The sequence below is a fragment of the Methylophilus sp. 3sh_L genome (assembly GCF_046766015.1).
GTDB lineage: Bacteria > Pseudomonadota > Gammaproteobacteria > Burkholderiales > Methylophilaceae > Methylophilus.
In genome coordinates, this window is record NZ_JBKOUF010000001.1 from 112,797 (window position 1) to 130,126 (window position 17,330).

Below are 17,330 nucleotides of genomic sequence, written 5' to 3' on the forward strand. Positions count from 1 at the left end.
CTTTTTCTGGTTGGAATACGTTTTGCTATCTATGACTTAAGAAGCTTTCCAAAACGTATTACGGGTAGTGCAATCCTTGTGGCCTACCTTCGCAGATTGGAGCAAGACATGACAAAATGGTTAATTGGATGTTTGTTAGGTTGCCTGGTAATGCCTGTATTGGCGGAACCTTCTGCAGAGCTCATGCAGGCGTTAAACAGCCGTGTGCTGCGTGTACAAGTGGGCTTGAAAAACGGGCAATACGGACTCGGTTCTGGCGTCGTCGTCGCTGAAAACCAGGTGGTCACCAACTGTCATGTCGTGGCAAATGCCACCAGTATCAGCGTGGTTAGTGGCGGCGCGGCTTATCATGCCGTTGGCGTCAAACCAGATTGGAAGCATGATGTATGCATGCTGCAAATGGAAGACTTGCCCATTGGCCCGGTCAGCATGAAGTCCAGCCGCGAGCTCAAATACGAGCAAGCCGTATTCAATATCGGTTATCCCAGTTTTGTCGCCGCACCGGTAAGCAGTCAAGGGGTGGTCAAGGGTTTGTTTACCATGGATGACTCTGTGATTGTGCGCGCCACCAGCAGTTTTAGGCAGGGTGCCAGCGGTGGTGGCCTGTTTGATGAGACGGGTGCGCTGGTGGGTTTGATCACACTCAAGAGTCCTGGCAAAGATGCCTACTACTATTACATGTCCATCGACTGGGTCAAGGCCTTGATTGAGCAACCAGCGGGCCCCATCGTGGTGAAAAGCGAGTTGCCTTTCTGGGGTAAACCTGCGACAGAATGGCCTTATTTCATGAAAGTGGTCTTCCCTTACCTGCACAAAGACTGGAGCGGCCTGAAAGTGATTGCCGAGCAATGGACCACACAAGAGCCTCACAACACTGAAGCCTGGTTTTACCTGGCAGCCGCTGAGTATGAAACCAAAGACTTAACCATGGCTGAGCAACATTTACATCGCGTGGTCAGCATGAACGACCAGCATAGCCAAGCCTTTTACTACCTCGGCTTGATTGCAGAGTCTAACGGTAAACATATTGAGGCACTGGCCAATGTGAATACACTGACCCAGTTGGATGCCGAAAAGGCAGAAGAGCTTAAAGTGGCAATGAAAAGCCTGCCTTAGGCAGGTAGTTCTCGCCCATCTTAATCACCTTCAACAAAAAAGCGCCAGGAATGGCGCTTTTGGTTTTTAGCAACGTCAGAGCCGCTGACAACATTGATGCTGGCTAATTTAATCGCTACTGATGCTTATGCAACCGCCAGATCGAGTTCTTCGACATGGTAGTAGTGTTCATCATCCCACAGGGTAAAATCTTGTGCGGTATACATGGCTTCCTGAAAATGATGAAAGGTTGCGATGCAATGGTTTTCTTCATCCATCACTTGATACATTGTCATACGAACCACCTTTCTATGCGAAATAGGATTATTTGAGAACGTGATGTCATCATCGCATAGCCAGATGAAGCTGATTTTACAGAGTAACCACATCTAATCGGTTCAATTTAATGAATCAGTTTCAACCCCTGGTTTAGCTGAATATCTGCACTTGTTTTTGCCTGCTATTCTGCAGATGCACAAGATTAGTTTTTTGTAAAATGCCTGGGTTGGCGTATAATTCGCAACTTCTGAGGAACGCTGCGAGAGTCATCCGACTCCCAGGCTCAGAGCATTTGCTGCAAAGCATCTCAACGGCGTTCACTTTTCACTGTGCGAGCACGGAAAAAAGGTGAACAAAGTTGCCACCGGTTCTTATCGAACTTTTCCTGCTCAGTTTTCATTTTTTTAAGGATTTGAAACATGAATACTGTAGCTGATATCAAAGATTACGTTGTTGCTGATATGTCACTGGCTGACTGGGGTCGCAAAGAGATTGCGATTGCCGAGACTGAAATGCCTGGCTTGATGGCAATTCGTGAGGAATATGCTGCTCAACAACCGCTCAAAGGCGCCCGTATCACCGGTTCCTTGCATATGACGATTCAGACCGCTGTGCTGATTGAAACCCTGAAGGACTTGGGTGCTGAAGTACGCTGGGCTTCCTGTAATATTTTTTCTACCCAAGACCATGCGGCAGCAGCGATTGCAGCCACCGGGACTGCCGTGTTCGCCGTCAAAGGCGAAACGCTGGAAGACTATTGGGATTACACTCACCGCATTTTTGAGTGGACTGACGGTGGCTACTCCAACATGATCCTGGATGATGGCGGCGATGCCACTTTGCTGCTGCATTTGGGTAGCCGTGCAGAAAAAGATCTGTCTGTGGTTGCCAACCCGACTTCAGAAGAAGAAATCTGCTTGTTTAATGCCATCAAGGCCAAACTGAAAACAGATCCGACCTGGTACTCCGTACGTTTGGCCGCGATTAAAGGCGTAACTGAAGAAACCACCACTGGTGTCCACCGTTTGTACCAAATGCACAAAGAAGGCAAATTGGCTTTCCCTGCTATTAACGTCAATGATTCTGTGACCAAGTCCAAGTTTGACAACTTATATGGCTGCCGTGAATCATTGGTAGACGGCATCAAACGCGCGACCGACGTGATGATTGCCGGCAAAATCGCCGTGGTCGCCGGTTACGGTGACGTGGGTAAGGGCTCTGCACAAGCATTGCGTGCCTTGTCTGCCCAAGTGTGGGTGACTGAAATTGACCCGATTTGTGCCTTGCAGGCCGCCATGGAAGGCTACCGCGTGGTGACCATGGATTACGCCGCTGAGCATGCGGATATTTTTGTCACGGCGACTGGTAACTACCATGTGATTACGCATGAACACATGGCCAAAATGAAAGACCAGGCCATCGTGTGTAACATCGGCCACTTCGACAATGAGATTGATGTTGCCAGCATCGAAAAATACCAGTGGGAAGAGATCAAACCACAAGTGGATCATGTGATTTTCCCTGACGGCAAACGTATCATCCTGCTGGCAAAAGGCCGCCTGGTCAACCTGGGTTGCGGTACTGGCCACCCAAGCTATGTGATGAGCTCCAGCTTTGCTAACCAGACCATTGCGCAGATTGAATTGTTTACCCAGACCGGCAAGTATCCAGTCGGTGTATACACACTGCCTAAACATCTGGATGAAAAAGTGGCGATTTTGCAGCTGAAGAAACTCAATGCACAATTGACGACCTTGACCGATGCACAAGCAGCCTATATTGGCGTGAGCAAAACGGGTCCATTTAAGCCAGACCATTACAGATACTAAGCGGTGATTACCTCTGAAACTCCCGCCAGATGTCCTGGCAGGAGTTTCGGTGTACACTCTCCTCACAACCATCCTGAGGAGTGAGCATGTTTAAGTTGCTGGTAGTCTGGGTTTTGAATGCTGTGGCGCTGATGGCAGTGACCTACCTGGTGCCAGGTATTCATGTGGCGAATTTTAAGGCGGCATTGGTGGCTGCCTTGGTCATTGGCCTGGTCAATGTGCTGATCAAGCCTTTGCTGGTCCTCCTCACCTTACCCATCACCTTGCTAACGTTGGGTCTGTTTATACTGGTCATTAACGGATTACTGTTTTGGGCAGTCGGCAATTATCTACAAGGCTTTTCGGTGAGCTCGATACTGATTGGCGTGATTGGTGCGCTGGCCTACAGCGTGATCTCCGGTGTGCTGAGTGCCATTGTGGTGGATGGTAAAGATTAAGCCACCACTGTGCCTGTAAGCCCTTACTGCGTCCGGTCGTCGCGAACAGAATAGATTAAAGATAAAACAAGTGAACAATCATATTTCTTACAGTTTTGAATTCTTTCCGCCCAAAACGGCGGAAGGCATGGCTAACCTGCGCAATGTACGCAAAGAGTTGGCGGCATTTTCCCCAGAATTTTTCTCAGTGACCTTTGGTGCCGGGGGCTCCACCCGTGACCGTACCATGGAGAGCGTGCTCGAAATCCAGGCCGAAGGCCATGGGGCAGCGCCGCATATTTCCTGTATTTCTTCCAGCAAAGAAGAAATCCGTGAGTTACTACATGCCTATCAAGCCAAAGGTATCAAGCGCCTGGTCACTTTGCGCGGGGATATTCCTTCAGGCGAGGTCAGTGCAGGCGACTTTAAATATGCCAATGAGCTAGTAAGTTTTATCCGCGCCGAGACAGGCGACTGGTTTCATCTGGAGGTTGCGGCTTACCCTGAGTTTCATCCGGAAGCCGGCTCGGCACAAAAAGACCTGGAAAGTTTCAAGCGTAAAATTGATGCGGGCGCAGATTCGGCCATTACACAGTATTTTTACAATGTGGATGCCTATTTCAGGTTTGTTGAGGCTGCGCAAAAGCTCGGCGTCACTGCACCGATTATTCCCGGCATTATGCCGATTTATAACTATACCCAACTGGCGCGTTTCTCTAGTGTGTGTGGGGCTGAGATTCCACGCTGGTTGCGCATGCGCCTGGAAGCGTATGGAGATGATATCGCTTCATTGCGCGCATTTGGGGTGGATGTCGTCACCGATATCTGTGCCAAGCTGATTGCGGCAGGGGTGGATAAAATGCACTTTTACACGCTGAATCAGGCAGGCATTATTGGGCAGATTATCCGGCAACTGTAGTTTTAGCAGTTCTAGTAAATAAAAAAGCGCGGTCTGAGTCAGCCGCGCTTTTTTGTACCTATGGGCGTTTTATTGCAGGGATAAGCCTTGTGGGTTAAACAAGGCATCTTCAACAAACAGGTAATCCTGTTTGCGTGTTTCATCCCACAGCACCATCATGGTGATCCAGCGGATGTCTTCCATGCTCAGGGTTTCTTGGGGCAAGACCATGGCACGGTCAATAATCAGGTCGCGTTCATAAGCGGTAATAATGTCGCTTCTTTGTAGCAAGCCTAAAAAATTCAGGCTATCGTCACTGATCTTGGTGCGCTCCATCTCGCAAAATACGCGAATGGCAAAGGGATCCTGCTGGTATTGCGGTTGTTGCACCGAGCGGCGCAAGTCTTTGACCCAGCCGACCGCGTGCAAAATATCCTGGTGGTTGAATCCGGCTTGGGATAACTCGTAAGCCATGATGGTTTCGTCTGTTTCTTTCAGCTCAAACGCATCATGTTTGTCCCAATAATTTTGATAAATAAATATCAGCACTTCCAACATGTCTAAATTCTCCTCAAACACACTGCTTTTAGGACAGCGTTGTTGGGGTGCGTCTAAGCCAGGCGTTAAACCAATCTTTGGAATTGGCCGTTGGCGAGATGGCTGACCACACCTTCTAATTCAAGTAGTGTTAGCATGGTGGAAACTTGCTCAGGCGTCAACCCGGCACGGGCGGCGATGAGCTCTGCAAAGATGGGGTCAAACCCCATGCAAGCCAGGACAGGACTGGCTTCGGCGGGTAGATTAGTCCAATCGGGTAGTGACCCGTTCGGGCTAATCGAAAATGCGGGGTGAGGTAGCCGGACATGCTTTAATTCGCTGACAATGTCTTCGGTCGACTCCACCAGTTTTGCCCCTTGTTTGATCAGCGCATGACAGCCTTTGGAGACCGGAGAGTGGATTGAGCCGGGAATGGCGAACACTTCCCGGCCTTGCTCGATCGCTTGCCGGGCGGTGATCAATGATCCGCTATCAATATTGGCTTCCACCACCAGACAACCTTCAGATAAGCCACTGATAATGCGGTTACGCCTGGGGAAGTTATGCGTCAAGGATGGTGTGCCTAAGGGATATTCCGACAGTAGCAAGCCATATTGCACAATCTGGTGGGCCAGGCCTTTGTGCCGGGCCGGGTAGACAATGTCTAATCCAGTGCCGACCACGGCAATGGTCGCACCATCGGCTTTGAGTGCGCCCCTGTGGGCCGCGCCGTCTATCCCTAATGCCAGTCCGCTCACTACTGCAAATCCGGCGCGACACAAACTTTCGGCAAATTGTTCTGCGGTGGATTCGCCTTGCGGCGTGGCATGGCGGCTGCCGACAATGGCCAGGCCAGGCCGCTTGAGCATTTGCAGGTTGCCTTTGGCATACAGCACGGGCGGTGGCTGGTCTATGCTCAGCAGGCGTTGCGGATAGTAGGCATCTGCCAGCGTGATTAGGTGATTATCCGTCTGAGAGAGCCAGTCCAGCGTCTTGGCGATGTGCGGGTCTTCCGGTGCTTTCTGGATCCCCTCCGCAACTGATTTGCTGACCAACTCGCACAAGCTGCTATAAGACGCAGCCAGAATCGCCTGCGGGGTTTTAAACTGCAGCAAGAGTTGGCAATAGGTGACGCTGCCAAGGCCTTCAACCAGGCTTAGGGCAATCCAGGCGGCACTTTCTTCAGGATCTGTGACCATCAGCGCGGAGTTCAGGGAGTACGCACCACGTCTTCTACATGGATCGGTTGCGAGGCTTGCATCACCAGCGCGTATGACAGCTTGGGAAAGGTTTTGAATACCATCACCAGGCCCACAGGCTCATCTGGCAGCTGAATCGTCACCGGATGTTTAGGGTCTGCGGATTCGGGGTCTATCATGCTGGTGCCTTTGCGTAGCACTGAAAGCACATGGCCGCGTTCCAGGCCTTGCGCTTCGCCACGATTGAGTACGACCACGCGGCCATAGCCGGTTTCATTAATCCCTTCACTGACGCGCGCAATCTGGCCATCAATCAGGCGGTCGGGCGCATGCGGGACATAAGGCGGACTGAGTTCATCGGCTAGCGCAATCAATTTGTCTTTGATGGCAATTTCTTCTTTGGCTTGGCTCACCGTCAAGGTGGCAGGTTGGCCTGCACGCAACAGTTTGGCTTCTCCCAGGTAATGGGCTTCCGTGCCCAGCAGCTCACCATTTTCCGGATTCTTGATTGCTTCCCCTTCGCGGTAGATGGCCCAGGCGTTGCGTGGGGATTCTGGCAGGCCCTGCACGTAAATACGTGTCCCTGGGCTTAGAATCTCGCGTTCCTCTTGGGCCGCAATAATCCTGGGGGCCGACTTGAGTTCGTCCGGTGCAATCAGCATGGGTTTGGTCAAAAAAGGCTGGATAATATTGGGTTGTATGGCTGGAATGGCATCGCCCTTAATCGGCGTGACGATCATGCCTGGCTCCAGCGTGACGGACTCTCGGACCAGTTTAAGCACCGGTTTGCCGCTACTGGTGTCAAGCACAATGACATCCCCTGGGTAAATCCAGTGCGGATTTTTAATGTTGGACCGGTTCAATTGCCAAATTTGTGGCCATTGCCATGGATTCTTAAGAAACTTGGCCGAAATATCCCACAAGGTATCGCCTTTGACGACAACATGCCGGTCAGGATGCTGCGGCCGCAATTGAATTTCTTCTGCCTGTAGCAATAAGCTGCTACAAGCCAGCGCAAGCGAGGTTATAATTTGAACAATTTTGGTCATGTGGCGTCTCTGTTTTATGCGACACAAAGGGATAGGCTGTACCCGCGCACAGCCACTGCGCAATATCAAGCAATCTAGCATGGCTTTAAAGTTCTGATCAAGGTGAAAAAGCAGGCGTTTTGCCCTGTTTTTGCACAAACCTATTTGAATGGAAAGATTTGTAGAGCATGGCACTACTTCCAATTTTGCAATATCCGGATCCACGCCTGCATACGGTGGCAAAACCGGTGCAAGTATTTGATGAGGCATTACAGCAACTGGTCAGCGATATGGCTGAGACCATGTATGACGCGCCTGGCATCGGCCTGGCAGCCACCCAGGTTGACCAGCATATCCAGTTGATTGTGATTGACCTGAGCAAGGAAAAAGACGATTTGTTGGTCTTGATCAATCCTAAAATCATTGCCCAGTCGGGTAGCCAGGATTACGAAGAGGGCTGCTTGTCCGTGCCGGGGGTATACGAAAGTGTTACCCGCGCTGAATTCATTACCGTAGAAGCACAAGATGTGCATGGCAAAACATTCAGGTTGGATGCCGATGGCCTGCTGAGCGTTTGCATTCAGCATGAGATGGATCATTTGCTGGGCAAAGTGTTTGTAGAGTATCTATCTACACTGAAGCGTAACCGCATCCGCACCAGAATGGTTAAGCACGCGCGCGAAATCGAGCGCAACAGTTATTAAGTCAGGAAGTTTGCATGCGTATCATTTATGCCGGGACCCCGGAGTTTGCTGTACCGGCCTTGCAAGGACTCATAGACGCGGGTCATGAAATTGTCATGGTGTTGACGCAACCAGACCGTCCCGCTGGGCGTGGTATGCAATTAAAAGCGAGTCCGGTGAAGCAACTGGCCTTGCAACACAAGTTGCGTGTTTTTCAGCCTGAAAGCCTGAAGCCAGCAGACGTGCAGGCCGAGCTGGCTGCCGTCCACGCAGACGTGCTGATCGTTGCCGCTTATGGGTTGATTATCCCGACGGCGGTGTTGAATCTGCCTGCGCTAGGCTGTTACAACATTCATGGCTCCTTGTTGCCACGCTGGCGCGGTGCTGCGCCTATCCATAGAGCGATCCTTGCCGGGGATGCCGAGACTGGCGTCACCATTATGGAAGTCGTGCCCAAGCTGGATGCTGGCAATATGATCAGTAAGTGGTCAGTGGCGATTACTGAGAAAGATACCACGCAGACCTTGCACGACGCGATCAGCCGCGAGGGTGCGTGTTTGATGGTGGAGGCTATGCAGACCCTGCAAAGGACTGGCCGCCTGGCTTCTGAAGTTCAGGACGAGTCGCTGGTGACTTATGCACACAAGCTGGAAAAAGCCGAGTCTGCCATTGATTGGACACAGTCCGCGCAGCAGCTGTCACGCCAGGTACGTGCCTTTAATCCTTTCCCGGTGGCCACTGCCAAGTTTAATGACCAGATTTGCAAACTATGGTTTGCCCAGGCGGTGTCAGGTAAAGGTGAGCCAGGCGTCGTGGTGCAGACGCACCCACTGCAAGTCGCCTGTGGTGACGGTGCCTTGGAGCTGCATGAGTTACAAATGCCTGGCGGCAAACGCCAAACGGCTCAGCAGTTTGTGCAGGGCCAGCATGTGCAAGTCGGCGACCGTTTTTTCTAATCCATCTTATGCAGGCATTGAAAAATGCCTGTCATCCCCGCATATTAAAGTCGACGTTATTCACCGTATTGTTAAGGAGTCACTATGTTAGGCAACTGGACCAAAACCTTTGTGTTGATGGCCGCGATTACCGCCCTGTTTGTTGCGGTGGGCGGTGCGCTGGGTGGCCAGGGCGGCATGTTAATGGCGCTGTTGCTGGCAGGCGGCATGAACTTTTATGCGTATTGGTTTAGCGACCAAGCAGTGCTGAAAATGTATGGCGCCGTGGAGATCAATGCTGAAAATAATTTTGGTAATGGGCAGTTCCGCAACTATTACAACATGGTCAAGGAGCTTGCCGAGCGGGCGCAACTGCCCATGCCGCGTGTGTTTGTGATCAATGAAAGCCAGCCTAACGCCTTTGCAACTGGTCGCAACCCTGAAAATGCGGCTGTGGCAGCCACCACCGGCATCATGCAGATTTTGAGTGAGCGCGAATTGCGTGGGGTGATGGCACATGAGCTGGCGCATGTGAAACACCGCGACACCCTGATTTCTACCATTTCTGCCACCGTGGCCGGGGCGATTTCATCGATTGCGCAATTTGGCCTGATGTTTGGCGGGCATCGAGAGGGCGAAGACCGGCCCAACCCCATCATTGGTATCCTGATCATGGTGCTGGCGCCGTTAGCTGCGTCACTGATCCAGATGGCGATTTCACGGTCGCGCGAATACGAAGCAGACCGTATGGGCGCTGAGATTAGCCGCGATCCGAAAGCGCTGGCTGCCGCACTGGAAAAAATTCACAATTATGCGCACCAGATTCCGAATATGACCGCCGAGCAACATCCTGAGACCGGGCAGATGATGATTATTAACCCTTTGTCAGGGGCAGATTTGGCTGGATTGTTCAGCACACATCCGCAGACGGAGGAGCGCATTCGCCGCTTGCTGGCCCTGGCGAACCTGTACTAAGCGCAATTTCACGTGCAGACAAGGCTTTCGTAAGAAAGCCTTTTTTATTATGTGGGTTTGACTGTGTATTGGCGGCGCATCAAGTAAAATAATCTTTTTTTAAACCAGAGTATTGTTTTGCACATTGCCCAGCTCATAGCCGCATCTGCGGTGGCCGAAGTGTTGGCCGGACATAACCTGACTGTCTCCATGCCCAAGGCCTTGCGCAAGGTGAAGGCTGCAACGCCACAGCAGCAGGCGGCCGCGCAGGATTACAGTTACCTCACCCTACGCAGGTACGCCGAAGCCGCCGCTTATTTGCAGGCATTAACGGCCAAACCGGTGACAGATGCACGCGTCCATGCGCTGTTATTGGTGGCCTTGTCGCAGTTGCTGCATGGTAGCGAAGATGACTTCACCGTGGTCAACCAGGCGGTGGAAGCGGCGGGCAAGACCGGCCAGCGCTGGGCAAAGGGCCTAGTGAACGCCGTCTTGCGTAATTTCTTGCGGCAACGGACAACTTTGCAAGCGCAAGTCGGACAGTCCGAAACGGTGCTATACAACTATCCGCAATGGTGGATTGATACGCTTAAGCAGCAATATCCCGATCATTGGCAGGCGATACTACAGGTGGGTAACAGCCATCCGCCCATGACGTTGCGCATTAACCTGCGCAAGACCGATGTTGACAGTTACATGCAGATACTCGCTGACAATGGTATTGCGGCGCAAGCGCTGGGAGGCACGGCAATTCAGTTACAGCAACCCTTGCCGGTTCACAAGCTGCCGCATTTTGAGCAAGGCTGGCTCAGTGTGCAGGATGCAGGCGCGCAGTGGGCCGCCCCTTTGCTAGATGTGCAAACCGGCATGCGTGTGCTGGATGCTTGCAGCGCCCCCGGAGGTAAAACCTGCCATCTGCTAGAAGCCAGTGACATCCACTTGCTGGCACTCGATGTAGAGGCTGAGCGTCTGCGCCGGGTGCAAGATAACCTGCAGCGACTGGGCTTACAGGCCCGGATTCAAGCCGGTGATGCCGCTCAGTCTGACTGGTTTGATGGCCAGTTATTTGACCGCATTCTGGCAGATGTGCCCTGTAGTGCTTCGGGCATTGTGCGCCGCCATGTGGATATGAAATGGTTGCGTCGGCCGCAGGATTTAACGGTCTTTGCCCGGACGCAGCAGCAAATATTATCGAATTTGTGGCATATGCTGGCAAAAGGCGGTAAATTGCTGTACGTCACCTGTTCGATTTTTCAACAAGAAAACGAAATGCAGATTCAACAGTTTTTAACCATGCATGCAGATGCAGTCAGGTTACCGGTGCAGTTTGATGCCTCGGGCCTGCCTTGCCAGCAATTTATTGGCGGGCAATTGTTGCCCTCTGCAGCGCATGATGGATTGTTCTATGCGCTTTTACAAAAACATTAAATATTACTGGGCGCTATTTTTTCTGCTGACCCTGACCGCCTGGGCGGCGGGCGCCAATAACAATCATGCGCACGTTAAAAGTGCTGAGCTGGTGCTGCGTGACGATACCTGGACGCTGGATGCAGACCTGGATGTGCATTTTGGCCGCGCGCTCGAAGAGGCGTTAAGCAAAGGTATTACGCTGACTTTTTTGTATGAATGCCAGATTATAAAGCCCATGAAATACTGGTTTGATGATGAGGTCGTGACTGAGCGCCGCGCTGTCACGCTCAACTATCATGCGCTGACCAAGCAATACCTGCTCAACTATCCGCAACAGCAAAAGGGATTCGACAGTCTGGCTGAAGCCCGGCGCGAGTTGGGCTTAATCCGTGACTGGCGCTTGACCCCACATGCCACCCTAGAAAAAAATCAGCCCTATCAGGCTGCACTTAAAATGCATCTGGACACCAGCAAACTGCCCAAAGCTTTGCAACTGGATGCGCTGGGTGAGAGTGACTGGGAGCTAGTCACTCCGACGTTTAGCTGGTGGGTAAAGGACACCCTGCGTTAGCCTTATGCGGTATGTCCTGATTTTGTCCATTGTACTGGCGGCAGCCCTACTTTACCTGCTGTCCCTTGCCAGTGCCAATACCGCCATCAGTGGCGATTATTACCTGATCCTTCTGACGATTAATGCTGGCCTGGCCGTGCTATTGCTGGGAGTGATTGCCTATCAGTTGCGGCACCTTTACCAGACCACCAAAACCAAACAGGTGGGCAGCAAGCTCAATTTCCGGCTACTGGTCTCTTTTGCCTTGATGGCCTTGATCCCCGGCATGATCGTTTATCTGGTTTCCGTGAATTTTCTGTCACGCTCGATTGAGTCATGGTTTAACGTCAAGGTCGAGTCAGCGCTTGATGGCGGTTTGAACCTGGGGCAGCGGGCGCTGGATATCATGCTGCAAGACGTTAAGGAAAAAGCGCAAAGCATGGCCGTCTCGCTGTCGCTGCAAACGGCCCGTTCGCATTACGGGCAATTGAATGATCTGCGGGAAAAAGCCGGTATTCAGGATGCGGCGTTGCTCAGCCCACAGGGGGCGATTCTGGCTGTCAGCAGTTCTGACCCCAGCAGTTTTTTACCCGAGCTACCTTCTGTGCCACAGTTGCGCCAGGCCCGTAGCCGTATCTACGGCAAAATTGAGCCTATCCCTGGCAAAGGCCTGTATATGCGGGTGCTGATCCCGGTGGAAACCCTGGGTATCACCGGCGAAATGCGGATTCTGCAATTGATGCAACCAGTGCCCAAGGCGCTGTCGAATACGGCTGAGTCTGTGCAGGATGTCTACCGCGAGTATCAGACCCTGTCATATAGCCGTCAGTCACTCAAAGATATTTTCATGCTGACGCTGACCATGATCCTGCTACTGTCCATGCTGGGTGCGTTGGCAATTGCGTTTGCCCTCAGCCGGCGCATGGCGCAACCTTTGACGGTGTTGGCGGAGGGTACGCGGTTGATTGCCAGCGGCGACTACTCGCAGCAGTTGCCTTCGTTCGGCAAGGATGAGCTGAGCGTGCTGGTCAAGTCATTCAACAGCATGACGCGCCAGTTACAAGAAGCCAAGAATGCGTCAGAGCAAAGCCGCCAGCATGTCGAGTCGGCGCGTGCCTACCTGGAGGCCATTTTGTCGCACCTGAGTTCCGGGGTGATGACGATTAATGAACAAGCCGAACTACGGGTGTACAACCTTGCGGCAACCAGTATCCTTGGCTTGTCGCTGGTCGGTTTTAAAAATAAGGTATTTAGCGAGATTGCGACTGAAAACCCTTATTTAAGCCCCTTTACCGAATTGGTCATGAAGCACTTTGAAGAAACCTTGCAGTTTGATCATCATGAGCGGCATTTAAGCAGCCAGATTGAAATTGAAGGCGTACACGGTAAGCAGGTGCTTATGCTGCGCGTGACGCGGCTGCCGGAAGGTGCCGGTCACGGCCTGGTGGTGGTGTTTGATGATGTCACTGCCATGGCACAGGCACAGCGGGATGCCGCCTGGGCAGAGGTGGCGAGACGCCTGGCGCACGAAATCAAAAACCCACTGACCCCTATCCAGCTTTCTGCTGAGCGGTTGCAGTTTAAACTGCAAGATAAACTGGAAGAAAAAGACGCGGAGATGTTGTTTAAAGCCACCGACACCATAGTCAATCAGGTGCAGGCGATGAAAAACATGGTAAATGAATTCAGTGAATATGCCAGAACGCCTGCGGCACACCTTGTTAAACTGGATTTGAATGCCTTAATACGGGATGTGAGCCGTTTGTATAACGCCTCTGCAGTGAAGCTGGTGCTGACGTTGCATGAGCAACTGCCAGAAATTTATGCCGATGCCACCATGATGCGCCAAATCCTGCACAACCTGCTACAAAATGCGCAGGATGCGCTGGTGCAAAGCGAACAACCGCAAATTGTGGTCTTGACCGATTATGATGGCGAGCGTATAAAATTGTCAGTGACGGATAACGGCAGTGGTTTTCCCACCGAAGTGATGGCAAGGGTATTTGAACCTTACGTCACCACCAAATCGCACGGGACCGGCTTGGGATTGGCCATTGTCAAAAAAATGATAGAAGAGCAGCGTGGACAGATACGCATCGATAATCTGCCACAAGGGGGCGCCAGCGTCACCATCAGCTTGCCGGTCGATAAACAACAACAACGTCGGCGCGTTGAGCGCATCGTGTAAGGAAGTACCATGGCTTCACGTAATATTTTGGTGGTCGATGACGAAATCGGCATCAGGGAGTTATTAAGCGATATCTTGCGGGATGAGGGGCACGTCGTGCGCCTGGCAGAAAATGCACAAGTGGCTAGGGATGAGCGGCTGAAACAACGGCCCGACCTGGTATTGCTGGATATCTGGATGCCCGATTGTGATGGCATTAGTTTGCTCAAGGAATGGGCCAATGCCGGCTTGCTGACCATGCCGGTCATCATGATGTCCGGCCATGGCACCATAGACACCGCTGTCGAAGCGACCCGTCTGGGAGCGTTCGACTTCCTGGAAAAGCCAATTGCTTTGCAAAAGCTGCTCAAAACTGTCGGTGCCGCCATCAAACATACCGAGCATCTTGCGCATACTGAGATCAACCTCTCCAGTTTTGGTAAAAGTGCCGTTATCCAGGAGCTCAAGCAGCGTCTGGAGCAGCTGGCGCGGCATAAAAATACCTTGTTCCTGATTGGTAAAAAAGGGGGCAGCGTGCCCCTGTGCGCCAAGTTTTTGCGGCCACAAAATACCCCTTGGGTTGCCTTGACGGAGTATGAAAAGCTGGTCACTGCGCCCATGGAAATCCTGGAGCAGGCGCGTGAAGGCGTGGTGTTTGTCGATGAGGTCACCAAGCTGGGCAAGACTGAGCAAAAAGGCCTGCACCTGCTGATCAATAAATCCGAGAAGTATGGGGTGCGCGTGATTTGCGCCAGTGAGCATGGTTTGCCGCAACTGATTGAAAAAGCCATGCTGGAGCAGGCCTTGCTACAAACGCTGGCCGGGGCAGCGGTTAAAGTGCCTTGCCTGGATGAGCACAAAGAGGATATTCCCGATCTGGTGAATGCGATGGCGACGCTCATGGTAGAAGCCAGCAAGATCGACTATAAGGCCTTTGATGTGGCCGCGCTCAATGCGCTACGCAATGCAGATTGGCCAGGCGACCTGGATGAGCTGGAATCTGTGGTGCAAAACCTGCTGATGACCAGCTTGGGGGAGAGCATCACCCAGACGGATGTGCAGCGCGTCCTGGCGAATTTTCAAGGGCAGCGCAGCGAGTCGCCTGAGCAACACATGCCGCTCAATCTTGACCAGCCTTTGCGCGAAGCACGGGATGATTTTGAGCGTTTTTACTTCCAGTACCATATGCGGCTGGTCAAAAATAACATGAGCCGCCTGTCAGAAATTTCGGGATTGGAGCGTACCCATTTGTATCGCAAGCTCAAACAGTTAGGCATCAAGATCAAGGGATAAAAAAAAGCCGGGCTCAACCCGGCTTTTTTTATCACGGAAGTGCTTTATTTATTGCGGTTATCCAGGCTGCATGCGGTTTGCGGATAAATGCTTAACAACCACATGCCGCCAGCGATGCCCAAGTAGGCAAAAAACGCGTCTAGTGAGGCTTGGCCCAGCACCAGCGCCATAAATACCGCTAACCCGCCTAACACGCGTGCGGACAATTGTGTTTTGTAGCCAACAATCAGCAATAAACCAAATACAAACTGAATGAATATCAGCAGTGGCGCAAATACGGCAGGCAGGCCAAACTGCCCCAACATCATCTGGTATTGCAGATAGCCATCAGGCGTATTTAAAATGGTCATCAGCTTTAAAATCACCACCCCGAAAAATACCAACCCCAGTAAAATCCTGGCCGCCGCGGTTTGAAAACGACACATAACTTTTCCTCAAATCCTGTTTTAATAAAGGACGTATGATGCCTGTGGGCAGTCACAATTGCAATATTTCATCAGGAGTCTGCCATGTCTGTGCAGCGTATAGAACTCAGGGTTAGCACGCTGAGTAAACACCATCCTTTATGGGCGGATTGCTGCCGTATCAGGCAACAGGTGTTCATAGAGGAACAACAGGTTCCGGAGTCGCTGGAGTGGGATGATGCAGATGAGACTGCCGTTCATTTGTTAGCGCATGATGCACATCTGCCTGTGGCTTGTGCCCGCGTGTTGCCAGGCGGTTTTATTGGCCGGATGGCAGTGTTGCCGGAGTGGCGTGGACGCGGCATCGGTGAGGCTTTGTTATTACAAGCCATTCAAGTATGCCGTGAATGGGGGCTCACGCATGTGCGCTTGTCGGCGCAGACACATGCGATTGGTTTTTACCAACAAGCTGGTTTTGAGGTCTGTAGCGAGCCATATTTGGATGCCAATATCCTGCATGTCGATATGCAGCTTGAACTGCTATAATTACGGCTTAGATTTTCTCCAACATCCAGACATACAAAGGAATTCTCATGTCAAAAATCGTATTTAAAGCGGGTGAAGCTACCGTGTTTTCCGAAGGCAAGGACGTGACCGCCGCGATGCCAGAAATCGTGATCGGTTCCGTGGACGGCCCAGTGGGTACGGCTTTCGCGAACATGATGGCGCAAACCAAAGGCCACACAGCCATGTTTGCTGTGCGTGATATCAACCAGATGGTGCGCCCAGCGACCATGATGGTGCCAAAAGTCACTTTGAAAGATTCCTTGAATATCGAATTGTTCGGTGGTGTGGTACAAGCCGGTGTGGCAGATGGTATTACCGATGCTGTGATTGAAGGCATTATTCCTAAAGAGCTGGTGAATGACCTGTGCATTATTGCCTTGTTATGGATTGATCCGGGCTGTGCCAAAGAAGCAAACTTGGACAAAGCCGATATGTACAAAAACAACTACGAAGCGATCAAGCTGGCCTTGAAGCGTGCGTTGAACGACGAGCCTAGCATCGATGAGTTGATTGCTAACCGCCACAAAATCAAACACTGCATGTGGGAAGACAGCTGGGATCAGAAATAAGTCAGGATCCCCTGTTTATCCTGTGTGAAACCGGCCCCGCATGTGCGGGGCTTTTGTTATCTGGCGAAAGTGGGCAAGTGCACCGTGAAAGATTTAATCAAACGATATCTGGCAGTACTGTATGAAACTTTGTTGATGCTGGCACTAGCGCTGACGCTGACTGCCGCCTATGTATTGTTGGTGGGCGATGCCAGTCATGGCTGGCGGCGCTTAGGCTTGCAGATGCTGTTGTGGCTGTCGATAGGCGCATACTTTGTGCGTTGTTGGGTGGTGACCGGGCAAACGCTGGCTAGCCAGACCTGGAAGTTGAAAGTGGTCGATGCAGAAGGGGGCTTGTTGGATTGGCGCCTGGCCTTGTTGCGCTATGGGATGGCGACACTGTTGTTGCTACCGGCCGGCCTGACCTTATGGTGGGCTATTGCTGACCGTGAGCAGCAATTTTTGCATGACCGCTTGCTTGGGACGCGGATCATCCGCATCACGTAAGTCCGCCCAATGTTAAGCGCATTAAATGCCC

19 protein-coding genes and 1 riboswitch are annotated in these 17,330 nt (G+C 51.8%); of the genes, 14 read left to right on the forward strand and 5 right to left on the reverse strand.

All coding sequences use genetic code 11. The annotated features are described in order from the left end of the window. Positions 1 to 108: 108 nt before the first annotated feature. Positions 109 to 1,116 (forward strand): S1 family peptidase, encoded by a 1,008-nt coding sequence (locus ACIDF8_RS00530; protein WP_412008703.1) that lies wholly within the window; start codon positions 109 to 111, stop codon positions 1,114 to 1,116. A gap of 125 nt (positions 1,117 to 1,241) precedes the next feature. On the opposite strand, the gene ACIDF8_RS00535 is transcribed toward ACIDF8_RS00530, so the two are convergent. After that, positions 1,242 to 1,391, reverse strand: coding sequence for a hypothetical protein (locus ACIDF8_RS00535; protein ID WP_194749138.1), 150 nt, complete (start codon positions 1,389 to 1,391; stop codon positions 1,242 to 1,244). A gap of 226 nt (positions 1,392 to 1,617) precedes the next feature. Further along, a riboswitch (S-adenosyl-L-homocysteine riboswitch) is annotated at positions 1,618 to 1,700 on the forward strand. A gap of 93 nt (positions 1,701 to 1,793) precedes the next feature. Between ACIDF8_RS00535 and ahcY the strand changes: the two genes are divergently transcribed. The 3 genes from ahcY to metF all read left to right on the forward strand — a co-directional run bounded on the left by ahcY (position 1,794) and on the right by metF (position 4,538). After that, positions 1,794 to 3,203, forward strand: coding sequence for an adenosylhomocysteinase (gene ahcY, locus ACIDF8_RS00540; RefSeq protein WP_412008704.1), 1,410 nt, complete (start codon positions 1,794 to 1,796; stop codon positions 3,201 to 3,203). Positions 3,204 to 3,289: 86 nt separating this feature from the next. Beyond that, a complete protein-coding gene (locus ACIDF8_RS00545) occupies positions 3,290 to 3,640 on the forward strand; it encodes a phage holin family protein (RefSeq protein WP_412008705.1) in 351 nt (116 codons plus the stop codon). A 70-nt stretch (positions 3,641 to 3,710) separates the two neighbouring features. After that, entirely contained in the window at positions 3,711 to 4,538 is an 828-nt protein-coding gene (metF, locus tag ACIDF8_RS00550) for a methylenetetrahydrofolate reductase [NAD(P)H] (protein WP_412008706.1), read from the forward strand. A gap of 69 nt (positions 4,539 to 4,607) precedes the next feature. Here metF and ACIDF8_RS00555 read toward each other — a convergent pair whose 3' ends face one another. The 3 genes from ACIDF8_RS00555 to ACIDF8_RS00565 all read right to left on the reverse strand — a co-directional run bounded on the left by ACIDF8_RS00555 (position 4,608) and on the right by ACIDF8_RS00565 (position 7,302). Then, positions 4,608 to 5,075 carry a DUF494 family protein gene (locus tag ACIDF8_RS00555; protein WP_412008707.1) on the reverse strand — a complete coding sequence of 156 codons (468 nt, stop codon included), beginning with the start codon at positions 5,073 to 5,075 and terminating at the stop codon, positions 4,608 to 4,610. 65 nt (positions 5,076 to 5,140) lie between these two features. Then, positions 5,141 to 6,253: a DNA-processing protein DprA gene (gene dprA, locus ACIDF8_RS00560; protein WP_412008708.1), complete on the reverse strand. Its 1,113-nt coding sequence runs from the start codon at positions 6,251 to 6,253 to the stop codon at positions 5,141 to 5,143. Positions 6,254 to 6,264: 11 nt separating this feature from the next. Beyond that, a complete protein-coding gene (locus ACIDF8_RS00565; protein WP_412008709.1) occupies positions 6,265 to 7,302 on the reverse strand; it encodes a LysM peptidoglycan-binding domain-containing protein in 1,038 nt (345 codons plus the stop codon). 167 nt (positions 7,303 to 7,469) lie between these two features. On the opposite strand from ACIDF8_RS00565, the gene def reads away from it, so the two are divergent. The 7 genes from def to ACIDF8_RS00600 all read left to right on the forward strand — a co-directional run bounded on the left by def (position 7,470) and on the right by ACIDF8_RS00600 (position 15,273). Beyond that, the gene (gene def, locus ACIDF8_RS00570; RefSeq protein ID WP_412008710.1) at positions 7,470 to 7,985 is read left to right on the forward strand and encodes a peptide deformylase; all 516 of its coding nucleotides are present in this window, start codon (positions 7,470 to 7,472) and stop codon (positions 7,983 to 7,985) included. Positions 7,986 to 7,999: 14 nt separating this feature from the next. Next, the gene (fmt, locus tag ACIDF8_RS00575) at positions 8,000 to 8,920 is read left to right on the forward strand and encodes a methionyl-tRNA formyltransferase (RefSeq protein ID WP_412008711.1); all 921 of its coding nucleotides are present in this window, start codon (positions 8,000 to 8,002) and stop codon (positions 8,918 to 8,920) included. 84 nt (positions 8,921 to 9,004) lie between these two features. After that, positions 9,005 to 9,874: a zinc metalloprotease HtpX gene (gene htpX, locus ACIDF8_RS00580; RefSeq protein ID WP_412008712.1), complete on the forward strand. Its 870-nt coding sequence runs from the start codon at positions 9,005 to 9,007 to the stop codon at positions 9,872 to 9,874. A gap of 117 nt (positions 9,875 to 9,991) precedes the next feature. Continuing rightward, positions 9,992 to 11,281: a 16S rRNA (cytosine(967)-C(5))-methyltransferase RsmB gene (gene rsmB, locus ACIDF8_RS00585; RefSeq protein ID WP_412008713.1), complete on the forward strand. Its 1,290-nt coding sequence runs from the start codon at positions 9,992 to 9,994 to the stop codon at positions 11,279 to 11,281. Beyond that, a complete protein-coding gene (locus ACIDF8_RS00590) occupies positions 11,259 to 11,834 on the forward strand; it encodes a DUF4390 domain-containing protein (protein ID WP_412008714.1) in 576 nt (191 codons plus the stop codon). The genes rsmB and ACIDF8_RS00590 overlap by 23 nt, the downstream gene beginning before the upstream one ends. 4 nt (positions 11,835 to 11,838) lie before the next feature. Further along, positions 11,839 to 14,001, forward strand: coding sequence for a sensor histidine kinase (locus ACIDF8_RS00595; RefSeq protein ID WP_412008715.1), 2,163 nt, complete (start codon positions 11,839 to 11,841; stop codon positions 13,999 to 14,001). 9 nt (positions 14,002 to 14,010) lie between these two features. Beyond that, the gene (locus tag ACIDF8_RS00600; protein WP_412008716.1) at positions 14,011 to 15,273 is read left to right on the forward strand and encodes a sigma-54-dependent transcriptional regulator; all 1,263 of its coding nucleotides are present in this window, start codon (positions 14,011 to 14,013) and stop codon (positions 15,271 to 15,273) included. A 44-nt stretch (positions 15,274 to 15,317) separates the two neighbouring features. Here the strand turns inward: ACIDF8_RS00600 and ACIDF8_RS00605 are convergent, their stop codons facing one another. Continuing rightward, on the reverse strand, positions 15,318 to 15,698 hold the full coding sequence (locus tag ACIDF8_RS00605; RefSeq protein ID WP_412008717.1) for a DoxX family membrane protein: 381 nt from the start codon (positions 15,696 to 15,698) through the stop codon (positions 15,318 to 15,320). Positions 15,699 to 15,782: 84 nt separating this feature from the next. On the opposite strand from ACIDF8_RS00605, the gene ACIDF8_RS00610 reads away from it, so the two are divergent. The 3 genes from ACIDF8_RS00610 (at position 15,783) to ACIDF8_RS00620 (ending at position 17,299) form a co-directional block, all read left to right on the forward strand. Continuing rightward, a complete protein-coding gene (locus ACIDF8_RS00610; RefSeq protein ID WP_412008718.1) occupies positions 15,783 to 16,223 on the forward strand; it encodes a GNAT family N-acetyltransferase in 441 nt (146 codons plus the stop codon). A gap of 47 nt (positions 16,224 to 16,270) precedes the next feature. Beyond that, positions 16,271 to 16,813 carry a formaldehyde-activating enzyme gene (gene fae, locus ACIDF8_RS00615; RefSeq protein ID WP_412008719.1) on the forward strand — a complete coding sequence of 181 codons (543 nt, stop codon included), beginning with the start codon at positions 16,271 to 16,273 and terminating at the stop codon, positions 16,811 to 16,813. 84 nt (positions 16,814 to 16,897) lie between these two features. After that, a complete protein-coding gene (locus ACIDF8_RS00620; protein ID WP_412008720.1) occupies positions 16,898 to 17,299 on the forward strand; it encodes an RDD family protein in 402 nt (133 codons plus the stop codon). The last annotated feature ends 31 nt before the right edge of the window (positions 17,300 to 17,330 follow it).